At 61.7% G+C, this 19,279-nt stretch carries 15 protein-coding genes and 2 pseudogenes; 12 read left to right on the plus strand and 5 right to left on the minus strand.

Annotated features, from left to right (window positions below; all coding sequences use genetic code 11):
• Positions 1–158 precede the first annotated feature (158 nt).
• Positions 159–1,220: a type I restriction enzyme HsdR N-terminal domain-containing protein gene (locus ACQB61_RS06145; RefSeq protein WP_430511908.1), complete on the plus strand. Its 1,062-nt coding sequence runs from the start codon at positions 159–161 to the stop codon at positions 1,218–1,220.
• Positions 1,221–1,274: 54 nt separating this feature from the next.
• A complete protein-coding gene (gene speB / locus ACQB61_RS06150) occupies positions 1,275–2,234 on the plus strand; it encodes an agmatinase (protein WP_430511909.1) in 960 nt (319 codons plus the stop codon).
• Between the two features lie 373 nt (positions 2,235–2,607).
• Here the strand turns inward: speB and ACQB61_RS06155 are convergent, their stop codons facing one another.
• Positions 2,608–3,165: a DUF6653 family protein gene (locus ACQB61_RS06155; RefSeq protein ID WP_430511910.1), complete on the minus strand. Its 558-nt coding sequence runs from the start codon at positions 3,163–3,165 to the stop codon at positions 2,608–2,610.
• Positions 3,166–3,302: 137 nt separating this feature from the next.
• Positions 3,303–5,125 (minus strand): annotated as a pseudogene (locus ACQB61_RS06160) (PHA/PHB synthase family protein).
• A gap of 281 nt (positions 5,126–5,406) precedes the next feature.
• Between ACQB61_RS06160 and ACQB61_RS06165 the strand changes: the two are divergent.
• The 10 genes and pseudogenes from ACQB61_RS06165 to ACQB61_RS06210 all read left to right on the plus strand — a co-directional run bounded on the left by ACQB61_RS06165 (position 5,407) and on the right by ACQB61_RS06210 (position 15,303).
• Entirely contained in the window at positions 5,407–5,745 is a 339-nt protein-coding gene (locus ACQB61_RS06165) for a hypothetical protein (protein ID WP_430511911.1), read from the plus strand.
• Positions 5,746–6,052: 307 nt separating this feature from the next.
• Positions 6,053–7,270, plus strand: a complete 1,218-nt coding sequence (locus ACQB61_RS06170) for an LL-diaminopimelate aminotransferase (protein WP_430511912.1) — start codon at positions 6,053–6,055, stop codon at positions 7,268–7,270.
• Between the two features lie 93 nt (positions 7,271–7,363).
• Entirely contained in the window at positions 7,364–8,695 is a 1,332-nt protein-coding gene (locus ACQB61_RS06175; RefSeq protein WP_430511913.1) for a homoserine dehydrogenase, read from the plus strand.
• A gap of 46 nt (positions 8,696–8,741) precedes the next feature.
• Positions 8,742–9,737, plus strand: coding sequence for a class II fructose-bisphosphatase (gene glpX / locus ACQB61_RS06180; protein WP_019964810.1), 996 nt, complete (start codon positions 8,742–8,744; stop codon positions 9,735–9,737).
• Positions 9,738–9,803: 66 nt separating this feature from the next.
• Positions 9,804–11,583, plus strand: a pseudogene (gene recJ / locus ACQB61_RS06185) (single-stranded-DNA-specific exonuclease RecJ).
• Between the two features lie 141 nt (positions 11,584–11,724).
• Entirely contained in the window at positions 11,725–11,928 is a 204-nt protein-coding gene (locus ACQB61_RS06190) for a hypothetical protein (protein WP_430511914.1), read from the plus strand.
• Positions 11,929–12,023: 95 nt separating this feature from the next.
• Positions 12,024–12,401 carry a hypothetical protein gene (locus ACQB61_RS06195; protein WP_430511915.1) on the plus strand — a complete coding sequence of 126 codons (378 nt, stop codon included), beginning with the start codon at positions 12,024–12,026 and terminating at the stop codon, positions 12,399–12,401.
• Positions 12,402–12,430: 29 nt separating this feature from the next.
• Positions 12,431–12,928 (plus strand): hypothetical protein, encoded by a 498-nt coding sequence (locus tag ACQB61_RS06200; RefSeq protein WP_430511916.1) that lies wholly within the window; start codon positions 12,431–12,433, stop codon positions 12,926–12,928.
• A 264-nt stretch (positions 12,929–13,192) separates the two neighbouring features.
• Entirely contained in the window at positions 13,193–13,711 is a 519-nt protein-coding gene (locus tag ACQB61_RS06205) for an NUDIX hydrolase (protein WP_430511917.1), read from the plus strand.
• A gap of 101 nt (positions 13,712–13,812) precedes the next feature.
• On the plus strand, positions 13,813–15,303 hold the full coding sequence (locus ACQB61_RS06210) for an inorganic phosphate transporter (protein ID WP_430511918.1): 1,491 nt from the start codon (positions 13,813–13,815) through the stop codon (positions 15,301–15,303).
• An 86-nt stretch (positions 15,304–15,389) separates the two neighbouring features.
• On the opposite strand, the gene ACQB61_RS06215 is transcribed toward ACQB61_RS06210, so the two are convergent.
• Genes ACQB61_RS06215 through ACQB61_RS06225 form a run of 3 tightly spaced genes read right to left on the minus strand, consistent with a single transcriptional unit; the run spans position 15,390 to position 19,274 of the window.
• Positions 15,390–15,959: a sarcosine oxidase subunit gamma gene (locus ACQB61_RS06215; RefSeq protein WP_430511919.1), complete on the minus strand. Its 570-nt coding sequence runs from the start codon at positions 15,957–15,959 to the stop codon at positions 15,390–15,392.
• The gene (locus ACQB61_RS06220) at positions 15,952–18,972 is read right to left on the minus strand and encodes a sarcosine oxidase subunit alpha family protein (RefSeq protein WP_430511920.1); all 3,021 of its coding nucleotides are present in this window, start codon (positions 18,970–18,972) and stop codon (positions 15,952–15,954) included. The genes ACQB61_RS06215 and ACQB61_RS06220 overlap by 8 nt, the downstream gene beginning before the upstream one ends.
• On the minus strand, positions 18,969–19,274 hold the full coding sequence (locus ACQB61_RS06225; RefSeq protein ID WP_430511921.1) for a sarcosine oxidase subunit delta: 306 nt from the start codon (positions 19,272–19,274) through the stop codon (positions 18,969–18,971). The genes ACQB61_RS06220 and ACQB61_RS06225 overlap by 4 nt, the downstream gene beginning before the upstream one ends.
• Between the last annotated feature and the right edge of the window lie 5 nt (positions 19,275–19,279).

Below are 19,279 nucleotides of genomic sequence, written 5' to 3' on the forward strand. Positions count from 1 at the left end.
CTTCCTTTCTAATGAGGGGCAGGGGGCGGCACAAGGGCGGGGCAGATTGTCAGAGAGCTAAGATGAACAAGCAAAAGCCTCGCAATCTCTGATGGTTGTTGTTGACATGGCAATTGATGCGTTTGTACATTTTTATTTGACAAATAATGGGGGGATACATGACTTTTGAAGACGCTATCAAGGACGTTGCCCGCAGGTCGCTTCAAAGCGTTGAAGTTGCCGAAACGGAAGAGGCAACAAAAATGGCCGTTATCGTTCCTTTTATTCGGGCGCTCGGCTATGATGTTTTTGATCTTTCTCAAGTTGTTCCGGAGTTTTCAGCTGATGTTGGCATCAAGAAGGGTGAAAAAGTCGATTTTGCCTTGAAGATTGATGGAAAGGTGACGGTCCTTGTTGAAGCTAAGCCACTTTCCGTGAATCTAGGAAATGCTCAGTACAGTCAGTTGTATCGTTACTTTGCAGTCACGGATGCAAGGTTGGCGATCCTGACCAATGGACGTGAAGCTTGGTTCTTCTCAGATATCGACGAGAAGAACAAAATGGATAAGAATCCATTTTTTAAGTTCAATTTTGGTAACTATGATAAGTTTCAATTGGAGAGCTTGCAGAAATTTCATAGAAGTTCTTTTGATCTTGATGCCGTTTTGTCGACGGCTTCCGTGCTGAGATATTCTGATCTTGCAGTGAGATATCTTCGGAACCAGCTTCATGAGCCTGATGAAAACTTTGTGAGATTTATCGGTAAGGAAATTTACGAGGGTAGTTTGACAAAAAGTGTTGTCGAGCAGCTTAAACCTTCGATCCGTGCTGCACTTGAGAGTATTGTCAGAAGCGAAATCTCTGAAAAGCTTGGCGTTGCATTTCAATCCGCCCCAAGAGTTGAAGCGCCAGTGTCAGTTCAGTCGCCTGATAATACGACTGAAGCGGACATCGTCACAACTGAAGAGGAAATTCAAGCCTTCATGATTGTTAGGGCGATCTGTGCGCAAATTGCTGATGTTGATCGTGTATTTATGCGTGATGCAAAAAGCTATTGTAGCGTTATATTCGATGATAACAACAGGAAGCCTGTCTGCCGTTTCTGGTTCAATGCAAAGAGCGTTCGTTACATAGGGTTGTTTGATAAAGATAAGAATGAGACAAAGCACGAGATCTCGAGTTTGTCTCAGATATACTCCCTATCTTCACAAATCAGGGAAACAGTTTCATCCTATTTGTAACTGGCGGGTATTCAGGTAAAGAGGCTTGGTGTTTCTGACTTTCCCGGAGTTCCCATGTCTTTCAAGCGTCCCCGTCCTACCGATAATGCGGTGTTCGGCAAGAGCGTGACCGGCGGCTCGCATGAGCCCACTTATGGCGGTGTGCTGTCCTTCATGCGCCGGCGTTATAGCCGCGATCTTGCGGGCGTGGATGCCGCGGTTCTAGGCATTCCCTTTGATGCTTCGGTGTCCAATCGTCCCGGCGCCCGCTTTGGCCCGCAGGGCGTGCGCCGTGCTTCGGCGATATTTGATGGCGATCCGCAGTATCCGTTCCACGCCGACCCGTTCGAGGGGCTGGCCGTGGTGGACTACGGCGACGTGTCGTTCGATTATGGCCGCAACGCCGAAATCCCGGCCTGTATCGAGGCACAGGCGCGCGAGATTCTGGATCAGGACGTGCATCTCTTCTCCATTGGCGGCGACCACTTCGTCACGCTGCCGCTGCTTCGGGCCCATGTGGCCAAGCATGGGCCTCTGGCGCTGGTGCAGTTCGACGCCCATCAGGACACCTGGCCGGATGATGGCGGGCGCATAGATCACGGCACCATTACGGGCCGCGCCGTGCGCGAGGGGCTGATTGACCCCGAAAAGTCGATCCAGATCGGCATCCGCACTCATGCGCCGGAAACTTGCGGCCTTGAGATCCTGTATGGAGAGGAGGTCGAGCTTCTCGGCGTCAATGGTGTGGTGGAGATGATCCGGGACCGCGTGGGCGATGCAAAGGCCTACATGACCTTTGATATCGACTGTCTGGACCCCGCCTTTGCGCCCGGCACGGGCACGCCGGTGGCGGGCGGGCTCACCTCCCGCGAGGCGCTGATGATCCTGCGCCGCCTCGGGCCGCTGAATTTCGTCGGCGGTGACGTGGTGGAAGTGGCGCCTGCCTATGACCACGCCGACATCACATCCATCGCAGGCGCCAGCGTGGCCCAGCATTATCTCGGGCTGCTTGCCGAAAAGAAGCGGCAGGGGTGAGGTGATGCTGTTGCCCTGCGCTTGTGCGTTTAAGGCTGGGGCGGGGCGGAGAATGTACTTGCGCAGATGGAGGCGCCAGGGTGCCGCATATCCGGCGTCACCCCGGGCGTAGCGAAGCGCAGACCCGGGGACCCTCGTTTGCAGAGTAGTGACGTGAACCGCAGAAGGCACCACGGGCACTTGAGGTCTACTAGTACCAACTCTCGATGAGTTTGACTTATCGAGAGTTGGTCAAGCCTGTGCGGCGCGTGAGCAATTTCATGCCGTGATGCGTCAGCATTTCTCTGCGAGCGAGTGGGCCCCGGCTGAAAAGGCCGGGGCGACGCTGCGGTGCGGGGGAGCACCGTGGCGAAAGCCCCTGATCGCGCAGCTCTCAGCCGTGCTTGCGGTTGAACAGGCCGGAGGGGCTGCTGTTGTCGTTCTGCGGGGTCATGGACCAGGCCTTGTACAGCGGGTGGTGGTCTTTCATCCGCTCGTAAAGCTTCGTCATCTGATGCAGGAAGGCCATTTTCCCGGCATAGGTGAGGGCGCCGCCGCCAAGTGTTGGCGCCAGCATGTTCTCGGCAGCTCCCCAAATGGCCATGACGAAGCCCACTCCCGCAGCAAGGGACAGGGCAAGGGCGGTGCGGGAGATTTCCGGCGGGATCGGCACAAACATGCGGTTCAGCCAGATCCGCTCGCCAAACGTGGCACGCACGTGCCAGCGGTCCTTCCGGCGGGGCGGGGGAAACAGGCGCGGGTTGAGCCAAAGCCAGATGAGCACGAGCCCTGTGGCAGCCAGGGCGCCGGGCAGGCCAATGATGCTGTGGCTCCATACGGCGAGCAGCAGCAGTGGCAGGGTGGCAAAGCGGGTCCACACACTCCAGCCGCTGGCGTGGCGCTGCCAGACCTTCGCATTCATGCCAAGCCAGCGGATCTGCCCGGCCGGCATGACGGCGGGACGGATGCGTGCGTGCCCGGTTTGGGGCCTCAATTGCCTTGCGTTTTCCATCGTCTTGACGGCGTGCCCCGAAACCGCTCCCTTGCCGCTGCCGCACCCATTGCACGGCAGCAATCCGGTTCTCCGGATCAGGCTTTTATCTTAACGTAAGTTCCGGGTGCGTCACCCAGGATTTTCACGCGGTTGGCGCCCGGCTTGCGGGCCTTCACCGTGCTGGCGTCCTGCTGGCGCAGCCAGGCATCCCAATGCGGCCACCAGGAGCCGGGATGTTCCACCGCCGTCTTCAGCCAGTCCTCGTAAGACCCTTCCGGCTTGCCGCCTGTCCAGTACTGGTACTTGCCGCGGGCGGGCGGGTTGACGACGCCTGCGATATGGCCCGAGCCGGAGAGGATATAGTCCACCGGCCCACCGAAGCAGGACGAGCCCTTGAACACCGAATGCGGCGGGGCGATGTGATCTTCCTTGGTGGCAAGGTTGTAGATCGGGATCTTGACCTTCTTAAGGTCCAGCTTCTGGCCGCCGATCTCCATCTTGCCCTTGGAGAGGTTGTTCTCCAGATAGCAGTTGCGCAGGTAGAAGGAGTGGTTCGCCGCTGGCATGCGGGTGGAATCGGAGTTCCAGAACAAAAGGTCGAAGGGGAAGGGCTCCTTGCCGCGCAGGTAGTTGTTGACCACATAGGGCCAGATCAGATCATTGGAGCGCAGCATGTTGAAGGCGGAGGCCATTTTGGAGCCGTCCAGATAGCCGCGTTCAGCCATCCGCTTTTCCAGAATGGCGATCTGTTCCTCGTCCACGAAAACCTTCAGATCACCGGCATAGGTGAAGTCCACCTGCGTGGTGAAGAAGGTGGCCGAGGCGATCCGGTCATCACCGGTGGCGGCCATATAGGCCAGCGTCACAGCCAGAAGTGTTCCGCCGACGCAATAGCCAATGGCATTGACCTTGGTTTCCTTCGTGGTTTTTGCGATCACATCGAGCGTGCTCAAAATGCCTTCGCGCATGTAATGCTCGAAGCTCTTCTGCGCCTGATGCTCATCCGGGTTGATCCACGAGATGACAAAGACCGTGTGCCCCTGGTCCACAGCCCACTTGATGTAGGATTTCTCCGGCGTCAGGTCGAGAATGTAGAACTTGTTGATCCAGGGCGGCACGATCAGCAGCGGGCGCTTCAGCACGGTTTCCGTGGCCGGATCGTACTGGATCACCTCGCACACATCATTGCGGGCGATGACCTTGCCCGGCGTGAGGGCCAGGTTCTTGCCGAGGGCGAACTTGCTGGCATCCGTCTGGCGGATCTTGATGTCGCCGTGCCCCGCCTTGATGTCTTCGGCCAGAAACTCCATCCCGCGTGCAAGGTTCTCGCCGTTGGAGGCCAGTGTTTCCTTCAGCAGTGCCGGGTTTGTCAGCACAAAATTGGACGGCGACAGCGCGTTGGACAGCTGCTGAACGTAGAAGTCTGCCTTGTGCTTCGTGTGTTCATCCAGCCCCTCGGCCTCATTCACCATGGACTGAGCCCAGTTGCTGGTGATCAGATAGAGTTGCTTGAGGAAATCGAAGAATTGGTTCTCGTTCCAGTCCGGGTCCTCAAAGCGCTTGTCGCGTGGAGGGGGCGTTGCGGCAGGCTGGGAGGGCTCACCCATCATGCGCTTTAGGGAGGAGTTCCAGAGATTGATGTATCCGCCCCACAGGCGGGACTGGGCGTCGATGGCGCGCTGGGGGTCGGACATCCAATACTCGCCGACCTGCGCCAGCGTCTTGACGACAGACGTCAGCTCATCCGGTGCCTGGGAGGAGGCTTCCCCTTTTCGCGGGGTTCCAGATAGGCGGCGAGTGCCTTGCCGCCGTTTTCCATCATCTTCGCCAGATTATGCGCAAAGGCTTCCGGATTATTGACGATGTACTGCATGACCGGATTGTTCTGTTCGTCTGCGTTCCGGCGGTCATCTGCCATGTCAGGGTTCCCCTCCCTCTCGGACTGCTTTTTCTGGCGCACTTTGCGCGCCTTGGCTTTCTGCACTGCCAAGCGCGTTGATTATCAATCTTGCCGTTCCGATTTATGACATGGAATGGACCAAGGGCGAATGCCGATTTCAAGCATAATCAACTGATGCTGGCGGGAAATCCGAAAAACACCGGATTGGCGAGTGACCGGAGGCCGTTCACAAGGTTATAAGCGGCCAGATGTTTTGCGCGCTGGTCCTGGTGTCCCGCGCTTTGCGGAGGTTTGAGACGGTGAGAGCGATTGCGGCTTTGGGTGTGGTGATGCTGTTGGGCGGCTGCGCGAGCGAGCCGGATACGTCTGTCTTCAGCATGGTAAGTGCCCCCATCACGGGAAAGCGCCCGCAGACCTCCCTGCCGCCGCTGCCCCCACCATTGCGCAGGATGGCGAAGAGGTTTCCGGCGTGCTGGATGATCAGGCACGCGAGGCGAGATCTGGAACGTCTGAAGACATTGACCGAGGCTAGGGCGGCGGCGCAGGGCGCTGGCGGCGCTTCTGCTTCTGCAGAAGAACTCGCGCGGCTGCGCGACGCGCATGGCAAGGCGGCGCTTCAGGAAATCGAAGGGCAGTAAACAGGAAAGTTCAGGTGTGCTGGTGCATCACGCCTTTTAAAGGTTGAGGCGCCCGGCAGGGCTGACCGGCTGGCGATGACTCCGGCTGAAGATTGGTGGCTGACGAAGTGTTATGAGCCATCAAAAAACACGGTGCAGGCCCTTGAAGGTGCGTGCGCAACTGAAATGGTGCTGATAAGAAGAGCGCCACACAGAAAACGGTGACATCTGTCCCCCTTCTGCGCCTGACCAGGTGGTCAGCGAATCCGGCGGAAAATGGCCGCCGGATGTGTTCGGCTAGCAGCAAAAGGAACGCGAGGCCCGCGCCATGGAAGAGTTTCACAAGACCCGCAGACTGCCCCCTTATGTCTTCGAGCAGGTCAACAAGCTCAAGGCGGCGGCACGAGCGCAGGGCGCGGACATCATCGACCTTGGCATGGGCAACCCGGATCTGCCGACGCCCCCGCATATCGTCGAGAAGCTGACCGAAGTGGTGCAGGACCCGCGCACCCACCGTTATTCCGCCTCCAAGGGTATCACCGGCCTGCGCAAGGCTCAGGCGGCTTATTACGAGCGCCGATTCGGCGTGAAGCTGAACCCCAACACCCAGGTGGTGGCGACGCTCGGCTCCAAGGAAGGCTTTGCCAACATGGCGCAGGCGATCACCGCGCCCGGCGATGTGGTGCTGAGCCCCAATCCCAGCTACCCTATCCACACTTTCGGCTTCCTGATGGCCGGTGCCGCGATCCGCGCGATTCCCGCCGAACCGGGACCGGAAGTCTTCCACGCGCTGGAGCGTGCGGTCATTCACTCGGTGCCCAAGCCGATTGCGGTGATCATGTGCTATCCGGCGAACCCGACCGCCTATGTGGCGGATCTGGAGTTCTACAAGGATGTGGTGGCCTTCGCGCGCAAGCACGACATCTTCATCCTGTCGGATCTGGCTTATTCCGAGATCTATTTTGGTGACACACCGCCGCCTTCCATGCTTCAGGTGCCAGGCGCCATTGAGGTGACGGCGGAGTTTACCTCTCTGTCCAAGACCTTCTCGATGCCGGGCTGGCGCGTCGGCTTCGCTGTCGGCAACGAACGGCTTCTGGCGGCGCTTGCCCGCGTCAAGTCCTACCTCGACTATGGCGCCTTCACGCCGATTCAGGTGGCGGCAACCGCTGCGCTCAACGGGCCGGAAGACTGCATTGTCGAAATGCGCAACACCTACAAGCGCCGCCGCGACGTGCTGGTGGAAAGCTTTGGCCGCGCCGGCTGGAATATTCCGGCTCCCGAGGCCAGCATGTTTGCCTGGGCTCCGATCCCGGAGAAGTTCCGGTCGCTGGGCAGCCTGGAGTTCTCCAAACTGCTGCTGGAAAAGGCGGAGATCGCCGTCGCGCCGGGCATCGGCTTTGGTGAGTACGGTGACGAGTATGTGCGCATCGGCCTTGTCGAAAACGAGAAGCGCCTGCGTCAGGCTGCGCGCAACCTCCGCCGCTTCCTTGAAACGGCAGATGAAACGTTGCACAACGTCGTGCCGGTCAGCGCTGCGCGCTGACCTTCTCACTGGCCGGGAGCTCCCGGCACCCGGACTAAACCGGCTGGCGCCCCGAGGCGGGCGCTGGCCATCATCAACCGGAACATATCGTCAATGGCTTCAGCTTTGAGACTTGGTGTCGCGGGATTGGGAACGGTCGGAGCTTCGCTCATCCGTCTCCTGTCCAAGAATGGGGATGCATTGGCCCGCAAGTGCGGGCGTCCCGTTGTCCTGACTGCGGTGACCGCAAGGGACAAGACTCGTGACCGCGGCCTCGATCTCACTGGCGTCACCTGGTTTGATGATGCTGCCGAGATGGCGCGCTCTGCTGATGTGGATGTGGTGGTAGAACTGATCGGCGGCGCGTCCGGTGCTGCCGAAGCCTGCGTCCGTGCAGCACTCACCTCCGGCAAGCATGTGATCACCGCCAACAAGGCGCTGCTGGCAGCCCATGGCGTGGAACTGGCCGAGATCGCCGAGAAGGCTGGGGTTTCGCTCAACTACGAAGCGGCGGTTGCTGGCGGTATTCCCATCGTCAAAACGCTGCGCGAGGCAATGGCAGGCAACTCCGTCACCCGCGTCTATGGCATTCTCAACGGCACCTGCAACTACATCCTGACCCGGATGGAGCGCGAGGGCCTGTCCTTTGCCGAGTGCCTGGCCGATGCGCAGCGCCTTGGTTATGCGGAAGCTGACCCCACCTTCGACATTGAAGGCAACGACACGGCGCACAAGCTGGCGCTGCTGACGAGCCTTGCCTTCGGCTGCAAGATCAGCGCCGACGACATCTATCTGGAAGGCATCAGCTCCATCACCACTGCCGACATCAAGGCAGCTGACGAGCTGGGCTACCGCATCAAGCTTCTGGGCGTGGCTCAGGTGACCGAAAGCGGCATCGAGCAGCGTGTCCACCCCACCATGGTGCCGAAGACCTCTGCCATCGCCCGCATCGACGGCGTGCTGAATGCCGTTGCGGTTGACGGCGATTTTGTCGGCGGCGTGGTGCTGGTTGGTCCCGGTGCTGGTGGCAATGCCACGGCATCCTCTGTTGCCTCGGATATCGCCGACATCGCCCGCGGCGACATTGCTCCGGCGCTTGGCGCGCCGAGCGATGTGCTGACCGACTACCAGCGTGCCGGCATGCGCAAGCACGAAGGCGGGTACTACATCCGGCTGTCAGTCTTCGACCGTCCGGGCGCCTTTGCCACGATAGCGCGTTGCATGGCCGACGCCGAGATTTCGCTGGAGTCCATCGTTCAGCGCCGCCGCCGTGCGCCGGGCAGTGGCCTTGACGGTGCCGAAACCGGGGTGCATGAGGCTCAGCCTGTCATATTGATCACGTATGAGACCTCCGAGACGGCTGTCCGTCAGGCGCTGGAGGCCATCGAGGCCAAGGGTGTCGTCGCGGACCGGCCGCAGATGATCCGTATCGAGAAACTGTCTTAAGCCCATCCCGTGCGGATGGTCCCATTCATGTGTTCAGGGGATTGCAATGCCGAAGAAAGAAACCGCAGCCTCAAGCTCGCTTGACCGTATTCTGACGCTGGAGCTGGCGCGCGTGACCGAGCGTGCTGCCGTTGCCGCCGCCCGCCTGCGTGGCCACGGCGACGAAATGGCTGCCGACCAGGCCGCCGTGGACGCCATGCGCCGCGAGCTGAACAACCTGCCGATCGACGGCACGGTGGTGATCGGCGAGGGTGAGCGCGACGAAGCACCGATGCTCTACATCGGCGAGGAAGTCGGCACCAAGCAGGGCCCGAAGGTGGATATCGCCCTCGACCCGCTGGAAGGCACCACCATCTGCGCCAAGAACCTGCCGAATTCGCTGGCCGTGATCGCGCTGGCCCCTGCTGGCGGCCTGCTGAACGCACCGGACAGCTACATGGAAAAGCTGGCCATCGGGCCCGGCTATCCGGCCGGCATCATCGACCTTGATGCCCCGATTGCCGAGAACCTTGCCAATGTGGCAAAGGCTAAGGGCGTGAAGATCTCCGAAATCACCGCCTGTGTGCTTGACCGTCCGCGTCATGCCCGCCTGATCGAGGACATCCGCGCGACCGGTGCCGCCATCCGCCTGATCGGCGACGGCGACGTGGCCGGTGTGATTCACACCACCGACCCGGAAGAGACCGGCATCGACATCTATGCAGGTATCGGCGGTGCGCCGGAAGGCGTGCTGGCTGCTGCTGCCCTGCGCTGCATCGGTGGCCAGATGCAGGGCCGCCTCGTCATCACCCGTGACGAGCAGGTGGAACGCGCCCACCGGATGGGCATTTCCGACATCAAGCGCAAGTATCAGCTTGAGGAAATGGCCTGCGGCGACGTGCTGTTCGCAGCCACCGGCGTGACCGATGGCAACTTCCTGCAGGGCGTGCGCTTCGGCCGTGAGCGCATCACCACCCACACGGTGGTCATGCGCTCTTCGACGGGCACCGTGCGTTACATCAAGGCCCAGCACACCCAGGTTGAAAAGTTTCACCTGGACTGATCTGGAGGGCAGGGCGTGACAGGTGCCGGACCTATTGCAGGTGCCGCTTCCGAAACCGGGCGCACCGTGCTGGGCGTGACACGTTCTGCAAACGGACAGATCTGGCGTGAGCGACTGACACAGGCGCAGTCGCTCACCGCCCTTGCCATGTCGCAGCGTTTCGGCCTTGCCGATGTGATTGCCCGCGTCATGGCGGCCCGCGATGTGGCGCTGGAGGAGGCGGAAGCCTTTCTCGACCCGACGCTCAAGGGCCTGATGCCGGATCCTTCCAGCCTCGTCCACATGGATCAGGCGGTGGCGCGGGTGGCCGATGCTGTCCAGGCCGGCACCCGGATTGCGATCTTCGGCGATTACGACGTGGATGGTGCCACGTCTTCCGCGCTGCTCTCCCGCTATCTGGCCGAGGTGGGGCAGGAAGCGGTGATTCATATTCCTGACCGCATCATCGAGGGCTACGGCCCCAATGGCCCGGCCATCGAGGCGCTGCACCACGATGGTGCACGGCTGCTGGTGACTGTTGATTGCGGCAGCACCTCCTTCGAGGCTTTCGAAACGGCGGCCCGGCTGGGACTGGACGTGGTGGTGATCGACCATCACCAGTGCGGCGTGGAGCTGCCGCAGGTGCGCGCGCTCGTGAACCCGAACCGGCAGGATGACCTGTCGGGGCAGGGGCATCTGGCGGCCGTTGGCGTCACGTTCCTGTTTCTCGTCGGCCTCAATCGTGAACTGCGGCGGCGTGGTGCCTTTGCAGGACGCCGGGAGCCGGACCTGCTGGCGCTGCTCGATCTCGTTGCACTTGGAACGGTCTGCGATGTGGTGCCGCTCAAGGGGCTGAACAGGGCCTATGTCACCAAGGGCCTCATTTCCATGCATGCCCGTTCCAACCCCGGCCTTGCGGCGCTGGCTGATGTGGCGCGTGTGGGCGGCAAGCCGTCCTCCTATCATCTGGGATTTCTGCTGGGGCCGCGCATCAACGCGGGCGGGCGCATTGGCGATGCCGCCCTCGGGGCGCGGCTTCTGACCACGCGTGACAGCGCGCAGGCCCGTGCCATTGCCGAGCAACTGGACCGGCTCAATGCGGAGCGGCAGGCGATGGAAGCGGTGATGCTGGAGGAGGGCGATGCACAGGCCGTCATCCGCATCCAGTCGGAAGACCCTGCGGTGCTGCTGACGGGTTCCGATGGCTGGCATCCGGGTATTGTCGGGCTGATCGCATCCCGCCTCAAGGAGAGCCACCGCCGCCCGGCCTTTGCCATCGCCTATGATGCCAGCGGCAAGGGTACAGGCTCGGGCCGCTCTATCCCCGGTGTCGATCTTGGCAGAGCGGTTCGCAAGGCGGTGGAGGAAGGGCTGCTGGAAAAGGGCGGCGGACACGCGATGGCTGCCGGCCTCACCGTCCGGCGCGAGCGGGAAGGGAGCTGACAGCCTTCTTCAATGAAATGCTGCGCGAGGACGTTGAAATTGCCAGCGCCAGCCGCGAGCTGAAGGTGGATGCAGCGCTGACGGCGGGTGGTGCCACGATCGAGCTTCTGAACAAGCTGGAATTGGCCGGGCCCTTCGGCGCAGGCCATCCGGAGCCGGTTTTTGCCTTCCCGTCCCACCGCATTTCCTATGCGGATGTGGTCGGCAACGGCCATGTGCGGGCAACGCTGGCTGGTGCCGATGGTCAGACACTGAAGGGCATTGCCTTCAAGGCTGCCGAGAAGCCGTTTGGCGAAGCGCTGCTCGCCGGGCGGGGCAAGATGCTGCATGTGGCGGGCAGCCTTTCCATCGATACCTGGCAGGGCGCGCAGCGGTGCAGCTGCGTATTCTGGACGTAGCGGACCCACAGGTGAACCGGCTGTGACGGGCAAGCCGGGCAAGCCGGGCAAGGCAGGCGGCAAACGGGTAGGCCTTGCGTTTTTCCGCCCCATTTGCAGTGCATTAACCATGCCGTAAGAGGCACGCGGTAGAGTGATCTGGCTGAAGGATACAGCGCGGGGATCTGATGAAGAGCCAGGACGAACTCAGAGCGGTGTTTGCGGAACTTGACCGTTCTGCCGATCGGGCGCTCGCTGGCCTTGCCAAGGTCCGCGCTGGCGTGGATGCCGATCCTGCTCCGCTGCCTGTCACCTTCATTCCCGTGCCCCTGCAGGAATGCCTTGCTGTCGCTGCCTTGCTCAGCCTGTTCAAGCTTGGCATCCCGGGCTGAGCGTCCGCTGATCACTTTTCCGTCTCTTTACCAGCGCTCTTAAATCGGTCATGCAGAAGGGGTAAGTTTGCCCCGCAACAGCATATGGACCGGCCATGACTGACTTTCCGATTGCCCTCTGCGCCTTCAATCTCGGCTTCGCACCGGCTTCGCCGGAGGATTATGTCGCTGCTGTTGAAGCCCGCATGCAGCGTGCGAAGGAAGGGGGCGCCCGGCTCCTGATGTTGCCGGAATATGCGATTGAGGCTTGCCTGTCATTCAAGCCGGAGGGACTTGTCCCGACGTCCGAGCTGGCCTTCATGGCGGGCGTTGCGCAGGAAATCGCGCCGCAGCTCGCAGATCTGCCGCGAAAATATGGTCTATCGCTTCTGGCCGGTTCAACGCCCTGGCCTGCGGAGGATGGTGGCTTTACCAACCGGGCATGGCTTTACACCCCGGAGGGGAGGCGCATTGCCACGACAAGCTGGCTCTGACGCCGTTCGAGAAAGATCCTGAAAGCTGGATGCTCAAGCCCGGAATGCGGCTGAAAGTGTTCGAGCTTGAAGGCGTGCGTATGGCGATTCTCATCTGCCTGGATGTGGAAATGCCTGCGCTCTCCTGTCTACTGGCGCCGGAAAAGATCGACCTGTTGCTGGTGCCCTCCATGACATCGCAGCTGTCCGGCTATCATCGCGTGTTTGACTGTGCGAAGGCGCGGGCGGTGGAACTGATGACCTGCGTTGCCGTATGCGGTGTGACGGGCGCTTCCACCGGTACGACGCAGAACGATACCAATATCTCCGGCGCGACGCTGTTTACCCCCTGTGAGGCCGAGCTTGGCTTTACGGGGGTCGCAGCCCGGCTTGAGCCTACGGGCGGACTGGCCGGAGAAGAGCCCTTCCTCATCGTTCATCCGCCGCTGGATGCGGTGCGCCAGCTGCGTGCAGGCGGGGCGGAGGTCTGGCCGGGAAGCTGGAGCGCGGAGGGAATCACCGTGGAACGTGAGGACCTGAACGCCTGACGGAAGCGCGCCGGAAGCGCAGAAATCTGAGCTTCGGGCCTGCTGCAATGGGGGATTTCGCCGCTTAGCCGGCAAATTTTTCGAATTTTTGAAGATGACTTTACGGAATGTCGCATTATTGGCGTCATTCTGTCTGAGTGTGCCTTGACTTGCCGGTTCGAATGAACATTTCATTAAGGCAAGAGTTTTCATTTGAGCCTTTGAGGGTGGTGTTTCGTCCCTGTCAGGCCTCCGCTTTCACACGGTTGAGGGAAAGGACGTCCGATGGTGGACAGTACGACCTCATATCTGGACCCGGCAGTGACGTCCCAGTCTACGACACAGCGTTTCTGGGGTTTTTTGCGCGGCCTCTTTCTGCGCCCGGCACGGCTGCAGATTGCGGCCCTGTGCCACCGTGTCCACAACGGGCAGCTGGAAGTGCTTCTCGTTGCTTCGCGTGGCACCAAACGCTGGATCCTGCCGAAAGGCTGGCCGGAACTGGACCACCGCTCGCACCGTACGGCCATGATCGAGGCCTTTGAGGAAGCGGGTGTCACGGGCAAGGTTGCACGTGATCCTTACGGGACCTTCCGGTCGACCAAGGGTCTTGATAGTGGTCTGCGGGTCGATACCGATGTGCTTGTTTTCCTGATTGAGGCTGAAGCCCAGGCGAAGGAATACCCTGAGGCGGGAGAGCGGGAGTATCGCTGGCTGCCCGTGCAGGAGGCGATAAAGCTCGCCAGTGAGCCGGGGCTCGTGGATATCCTCAAGCGGCTTCAGCGTGATCTGGTTGCAGGTGTCTGAAAATCTGCGATAACGGCGCCAAATCAAACAAAACCTGAGGCGGGTTGCTCCTTTGCGTCCGCAGAGGGCTGTCACTGAGGGACGCCGCAAGGCGCTGCACGTTGAAAAAACCCGAGACTCAATCTGCCCTCGACAAGGATCTGGACCGGATTGGCTATATCGAGGACGCAGCCGGAACGGCTGCGCGCCGTCTCGTTGCGCCCGGTCTTTCTTTTGTCTTCATCATGGTTTGCGCGCTTGCCGCATGGCAGTTTGTCGGCGGTGGCGTTTCCGGGTCGATGCTGATCGCGGCTGCCGCGCTTGGCGCCTACATGGCGCTGAATATTGGCGCCAATGATGTGGCCAACAACATGGGCCCCGCCGTCGGTGCACGGGCCCTGTCGCTGGTTTCGGCCCTTGCCATTGCAGCTGTCTGTGAAACGCTGGGCGCGCTTCTGGCAGGGCGCGAGGTGGTCAGCACCATCTCCAGTGGCATCATTCATCCGCAAGATCTGGCGAGCCCGAACGAGTTCATGCTGGTCATGCTCTCTGCGCTGGTTGCCGCCGGCGTGTGGGTCAACCTTGCCACCTGGATTGGCGCGCCAGTTTCGACGACACAGGCCATCGTGGGCGCTGTGGCCGGCGCCGGTGCGGCGGCAGCCGGTATTGCTGCCATCAACTGGACGACACTGGGTGGTATCGCCATCAGTTGGGTTACGTCTCCGTTCCTCGGCGGTATTCTGGCCGCTGTCTTTCTCGCGTTCGTTCGCAATGTCACGGTCTACCAGCCCGACAAGATTGCGGCGTCCCGCTTCTGGGTGCCGATCCTGATCGCGGTCATGGCCGGTGTCTTCACCACTTATATCGTCATGAAGGCTCTTCCCTTTGCTGGTCTAAAACTGACGGGCGGGCTGGTGGCAGGCCTCGGCGTTGCCGTGGTGTCATGGCTGCTGGCCCGGCCCTATGTCCGCCGTCAGGCGCGGGGCATGGAGAACCGCAATCAGTCTGTCCGCCGTCTTTTCTCTCTGCCGCTCGTCTGTGCCGCCGCGCTCATGTCCTTTGCACATGGCGCCAACGATGTTGCCAATGCGGTTGGGCCGGTTGCGGCCATCGCCGGGGTCATCAGCTCGGGGCATACGGTCAGCGAAGTTCAGATTCCGTTCTGGGTGATGATCATCGGCGCGGTCGGCATTTCCCTGGGACTGGTGCTGTTCGGACCGCGTCTGATCCATCTTGTCGGCCAGCAGATCACCAAGCTCAATCCGATCCGCGCTTATTGCGTGGCGCTGGCAACTGCCGTGACCGTGATCCTCGCCTCCGCTTTGGGCCTGCCCGTCAGCACCACACATGTGGCTGTTGGAGGTGTCTTCGGCGTTGGCTTCTTCCGTGAGTGGGAAACCCAGCGCGTCGGATCGCGTCTTAACGTCATGGCGGACGGTGCAGGCAAGGGAAAGCGTCTGCGTCCGATCAAGAACCGCGAGGAACAGAAGCGCCGCTTCCTGGTCCGCCGTGCTCACGTGATGACGATCCTTGCCGCCTGGGTGGTCACGGTTCCCGCAGCTGCCTTGCTTGGCGCCAGCGTTCTTGTGGTTCTGTCTTTCCTGCTGGGTTGAAGGCAGCTTCTTGCATCATGACAAAAGCCCGGAAGCGCAAGTGCTTCCGGGCTTTTTGCTTTCGGGAGGTGGCATCAACCACCCCGTCACACAGGCGCCTTTGCCCCCAGCTCCAGTGCGGCATCTTCCATGTGCTCCAGCACATAGGGCAAGAAGCTGCGCCAGGATTCGAGCACGAAACAATCTTCCGAGATCCGCCATAGCACCACTTCCGCCTTATGGAAGAGTGTGCGGGTGACCATGCCTACAGGGAAGGCGGCAAGGCTGAAATCGAGGAAGACACCGGTGTTGAGCAGCCAGACTGCCTTGCTGCCGGTGACTAGCACCGCGTCTTGCCGGTGCGAGATATCTGTTACAGATGCGGCGAGCCCGGAGACCGCGCTTTCAGCGGCCGCCTGAAAGGCGTCCAGATCCGTTTCAGGGGCCAGCATCAGCCATTCATCGGGACCAAGCCACAGAGCGGCCTTGCTGCCGGATACGGCTGCCGTCAGTGGCTTCTGTGGCAGGGCTGTGCCAAGCACTGAGGCGATGGCCTCCTGCGCCGGGGCGCGGCCCCGGAAGGAGAGCCGGGCCAGCGGTGCGCAGCGTGATACGGTCAGGCCTTCGTGACGCAGAACTGGGGTTTCGCCTGCGGCAGGGGTGTAGATCTCAGCCATCGAGACGGGTTCCTTCCGGGTCATACATCATGGGATCAACGATCTTCACGGCAATCGCGCCGGAGGGCATCGGCACTTGCAGGACCTCACCCATCCGGCTGCGGCCATCCTTGACGATGGCAAGGCCGATGGTGCGGCCCAGGGCCTCGCTCCAGTAGGCGGATGTCACATGGCCGAGGGCAGGCGTGCCCTTGGCCGGATTGGCCTCAGCGGTGATCTGCGCCCCTTCTTCGAGCATGCGCTTGGGATCGACCGGCTGCAGGCCGACGACCTGCTTGCGCCCGGAGGCCACCAGATCGGGCCGTGCGAGCGAGCGTTTGCCGACGAAGTCGAACTTCTTCTTGCCAATGGCCCACTCAAGACCCGCATCGGCAGGCGTTACGGTGCCGTCGGTTTCCTGGCCAACGATGATGTAGCCCTTTTCGGCGCGCAGCACGTGCATGGTTTCTGTGCCATAGACGCAACCGCCGTGCTTTTCCGTCTCGGCCCAGATCATCTCCCAGACCTTTGCCCCATGGCGGGCAGGGACATTCACTTCAAAGCCCAGCTCGCCCGTGAAGCTGACGCGGAACAGGCGGCAGGGCAGGCCCGCGAAGCGGCAGGTGGCAACGCTCATGTGCGGGAAGGCTTCAGCCGAAAGATCCAACCCCTCGACAAAGGGCGCAATGATCTCCCGTGCCTTCGGCCCCTGCACAGCGATAACGGCGAACTGTTCGGTGGTAGAGGTGATCCACACGTCGAGATCTGGCCACTCTGTCTGGAGATAGTCCTCCATCATGGCAAAGACCCGTGCCGCGCCGCCGGTGGTGGTGGTGACGTGGAACCTGTCCTCCGCCAGCCGCCCGACAACACCGTCATCAATGATGTATCCGGCCTCGTTGAGCAGCACTGCATAGCGGCAGCGGCCCGGCTTCAGGCCCTTCCATGGGTTGGTGTAGAACCGCTCCAGAAACTCCGCCGCGTCCTTGCCTACCACCTCGATCTTGCCGAGGGTCGAGGCATCGAACTGGCCAGCTGCCGTGCGTGCCGTGCGGCACTCGCGGGCAACGGCGGCGTGCATGTCCTCGCCCGCCTTGGGGAAGTACCAGGTGCGTTTCCACTGGCCCACGTCCTCGAAGACGCCGCCCTGCTTCACCACCCAATCGTGCGAAGGCGTGCGGCGGACGGGGTCGAAGGCATCTCCACGTGAAGACCCGGCGAAGGTGCCGAAACTCGTCGGCGTGTAGGGCAGGCGGAACGTGGTGAGACCCACCTGGGGCAGGGCTGTGCCGAGCGCGCCGGAGGCAATCGCCAGCGCGTTGAGGTTGGACAGGCGGCCCTGATCCGTCGCCATGCCGGTGGTGGTGTAGCGCTTGATGTGTTCGATGGAGTGCATGCCCTCGCGCACGGCCAGCTCCACGTCCTTGGCGGTCACGTCGTTCTGGAAATCGACGAAGGCCTTCACGCGGGAAGCGTCCCGGTCATGCGGCAGGGCGCCGAGGAAGCCTCCGGTGGCAGCTTCTGCCCCATCGGCGCGGATGCTGCGTACCTTCAGCGGAGCGCCCACGGCCTTGTTTGCCGCCTGCTCACCGGCGGCATAGCCATCGTTGAGCACGGCAGCAAGGCCGTTCACGCCCCGGCAGCTGCCGGCCGACCGCTCGTTCTGGACGCTTGCGCCGGGCAGGAAGGCCTGCATCTCGTTATTCCAGACCACCTTGCCGCGGGACTGGGAATAGAGGCTGACCGCAGGCGTCCATCCGCCGGACATGAGAATGGCGTCGCAGTTGATTTCACCGGCGGCCGCCACGCTGCCATCCTCGCGCAACCGGCCCAGCAGCGCCTTGCTGACGCGCAGATGCCCGGAGGTGCCAGTGACGGTGCAGCCCGTCTCAACCCGAATGCCAAGTCTTGCTGCCTCAGTCACCAGATGCTCCGGCGGTGTGCGGCGCAGGTCTGCGATGGCGGCAATCTCCACGCCGGATGCGGCAAGATCGAAGGCTGCCGTCCAGGCGCTGTCACAGGCAGCAGCCATCAGCACGTTGCGGCCAACCTTGGCCCCATAGCGGTTGAGATAGGTCCGCCCTGCGCCTGCCAGCATGATGCCGGGCCGGTCGTTTTCCGGGAAGACGAGCGGACGCTCATGCGCGCCAGCCGCAATGACGACCTCTTTCGCCCGGACCTGCCACATCCGCTCACGCGGCAGCGCCGGATCGGGGGCGGCAAGATGGTCCGTCACCCGCTCTGCGAGGGCGACGAAGTTCTGGACGAAGTAGCCGAATGCCGTGGTGCGCGGCAGAAGGGTGACGTTGCCGCGTGCGGCGAGGGTTGCCAGCGTTGCCGCTGCCCAGTCCGCTGCCGCATGGCCTTCAATGGTCGCACCAGCTTCTGCCAGAAGCGAGCCGCCCATTTCCGCCTGCTCGTCGCACAGGATCACCTGTGCGCCACTTTCGCTGGCGGCAAGGGCCGCGGCAAGGCCTGCGGGGCCCGCGCCAATCACCAGCACGTCGCAATGGGCATAGGTGTTGGCGTAGCGGTCCGGGTCCGCCAGCTTCGGCGGCTTGCCGAGACCTGCGGCAGCGCGGATCACCGGCTCATACACCCGGTCCCAGAATGCCTTCGGCCACATGAAGGTCTTGTAGTAGAAGCCTGCCGGGAACAGCGGTGACAGCAGATTATTGACCGCGCCCACGTCAAATTCCAGCGAAGGGAAGCGGTTCTGGCTGATGGCCGTGAGGCCCTCGTAAAGCTCCACCTGCGGGGCGCGCAGGTTCGGCGTCTGGTCACCGTGGCGGTAGACGCCCACCAGCGCATTCGGCTCCTCGGAACCTGCCGTCACGATGCCGCGCGGGCGGTGATACTTGAAGGAGCGGCCGGTCAGATGCACCCCATTGGCAATGAGGGCTGAGGCCAGCGTGTCACCGGCAAGGCCGGTCATTTCCTTTCCATCGAAAGTGAAATTGATAGGGTGGGACCGGTCCACCCGTCCGCCATTGCCGGTGCGCATGTTGCCGCCGCGTGTGCTGTGGCTGGTCATTTCGCGGCCTCCCGGGCAAGGGCTTCAAGATCAGGCTTCAGTTCCCCAGCCTTGTAGGTACAGACGAACTTGTCGCTCACCGTGTCGCGCACGGCATTGAAGAAGCGCCCGCAGCCATGGGCGTGGCGCCAGCGTTCGGCATAAAGCCCGCGCGTGTTGGAGCGCATGTAGAGGAACTGGGCCCATTCCTCGTCATTGAGGGCGGAAGGATCGGCCGGACGGGCGATATGCGCCTCGCCGCCGTAGCGGAATTCGGTCTCGGGCCGTTCGACGCCGCAACAGGGGCAGAAAATCAGCAGCATGGAGA

The sequence above is a fragment of the Pannonibacter phragmitetus genome (genome assembly GCF_050510895.1).
GTDB classification, from domain to species: domain Bacteria; phylum Pseudomonadota; class Alphaproteobacteria; order Rhizobiales; family Stappiaceae; genus Pannonibacter; species Pannonibacter phragmitetus_B.

Bases quoted from the DNA above. Each gene is read 5' to 3' on its own strand.
- ACQB61_RS06145 (WP_430511908.1), top strand. From the start codon at position 159: ATGACTTTTGAAGACGCTATCAAGGACGTTGCCCGCAGGTCGCTTCAA.
- speB (WP_430511909.1), top strand. From the start codon at position 1,275: ATGTCTTTCAAGCGTCCCCGTCCTACCGATAATGCGGTGTTCGGCAAG.
- ACQB61_RS06155 (WP_430511910.1), bottom strand. From the start codon at position 3,165: ATGCCGGCCGGGCAGATCCGCTGGCTTGGCATGAATGCGAAGGTCTGG.
- ACQB61_RS06170 (WP_430511912.1), top strand. From the start codon at position 6,053: ATGGAAGAGTTTCACAAGACCCGCAGACTGCCCCCTTATGTCTTCGAG.
- ACQB61_RS06175 (WP_430511913.1), top strand. From the start codon at position 7,364: ATGGCTTCAGCTTTGAGACTTGGTGTCGCGGGATTGGGAACGGTCGGA.
- glpX (WP_019964810.1), top strand. From the start codon at position 8,742: ATGCCGAAGAAAGAAACCGCAGCCTCAAGCTCGCTTGACCGTATTCTG.
- ACQB61_RS06190 (WP_430511914.1), top strand. From the start codon at position 11,725: ATGAAGAGCCAGGACGAACTCAGAGCGGTGTTTGCGGAACTTGACCGT.
- ACQB61_RS06195 (WP_430511915.1), top strand. From the start codon at position 12,024: ATGACTGACTTTCCGATTGCCCTCTGCGCCTTCAATCTCGGCTTCGCA.
- ACQB61_RS06200 (WP_430511916.1), top strand. From the start codon at position 12,431: ATGCTCAAGCCCGGAATGCGGCTGAAAGTGTTCGAGCTTGAAGGCGTG.
- ACQB61_RS06205 (WP_430511917.1), top strand. From the start codon at position 13,193: ATGGTGGACAGTACGACCTCATATCTGGACCCGGCAGTGACGTCCCAG.
- ACQB61_RS06215 (WP_430511919.1), bottom strand. From the start codon at position 15,959: ATGGCTGAGATCTACACCCCTGCCGCAGGCGAAACCCCAGTTCTGCGT.
- ACQB61_RS06220 (WP_430511920.1), bottom strand. From the start codon at position 18,972: ATGACCAGCCACAGCACACGCGGCGGCAACATGCGCACCGGCAATGGC.
- ACQB61_RS06225 (WP_430511921.1), bottom strand. From the start codon at position 19,274: ATGCTGCTGATTTTCTGCCCCTGTTGCGGCGTCGAACGGCCCGAGACC.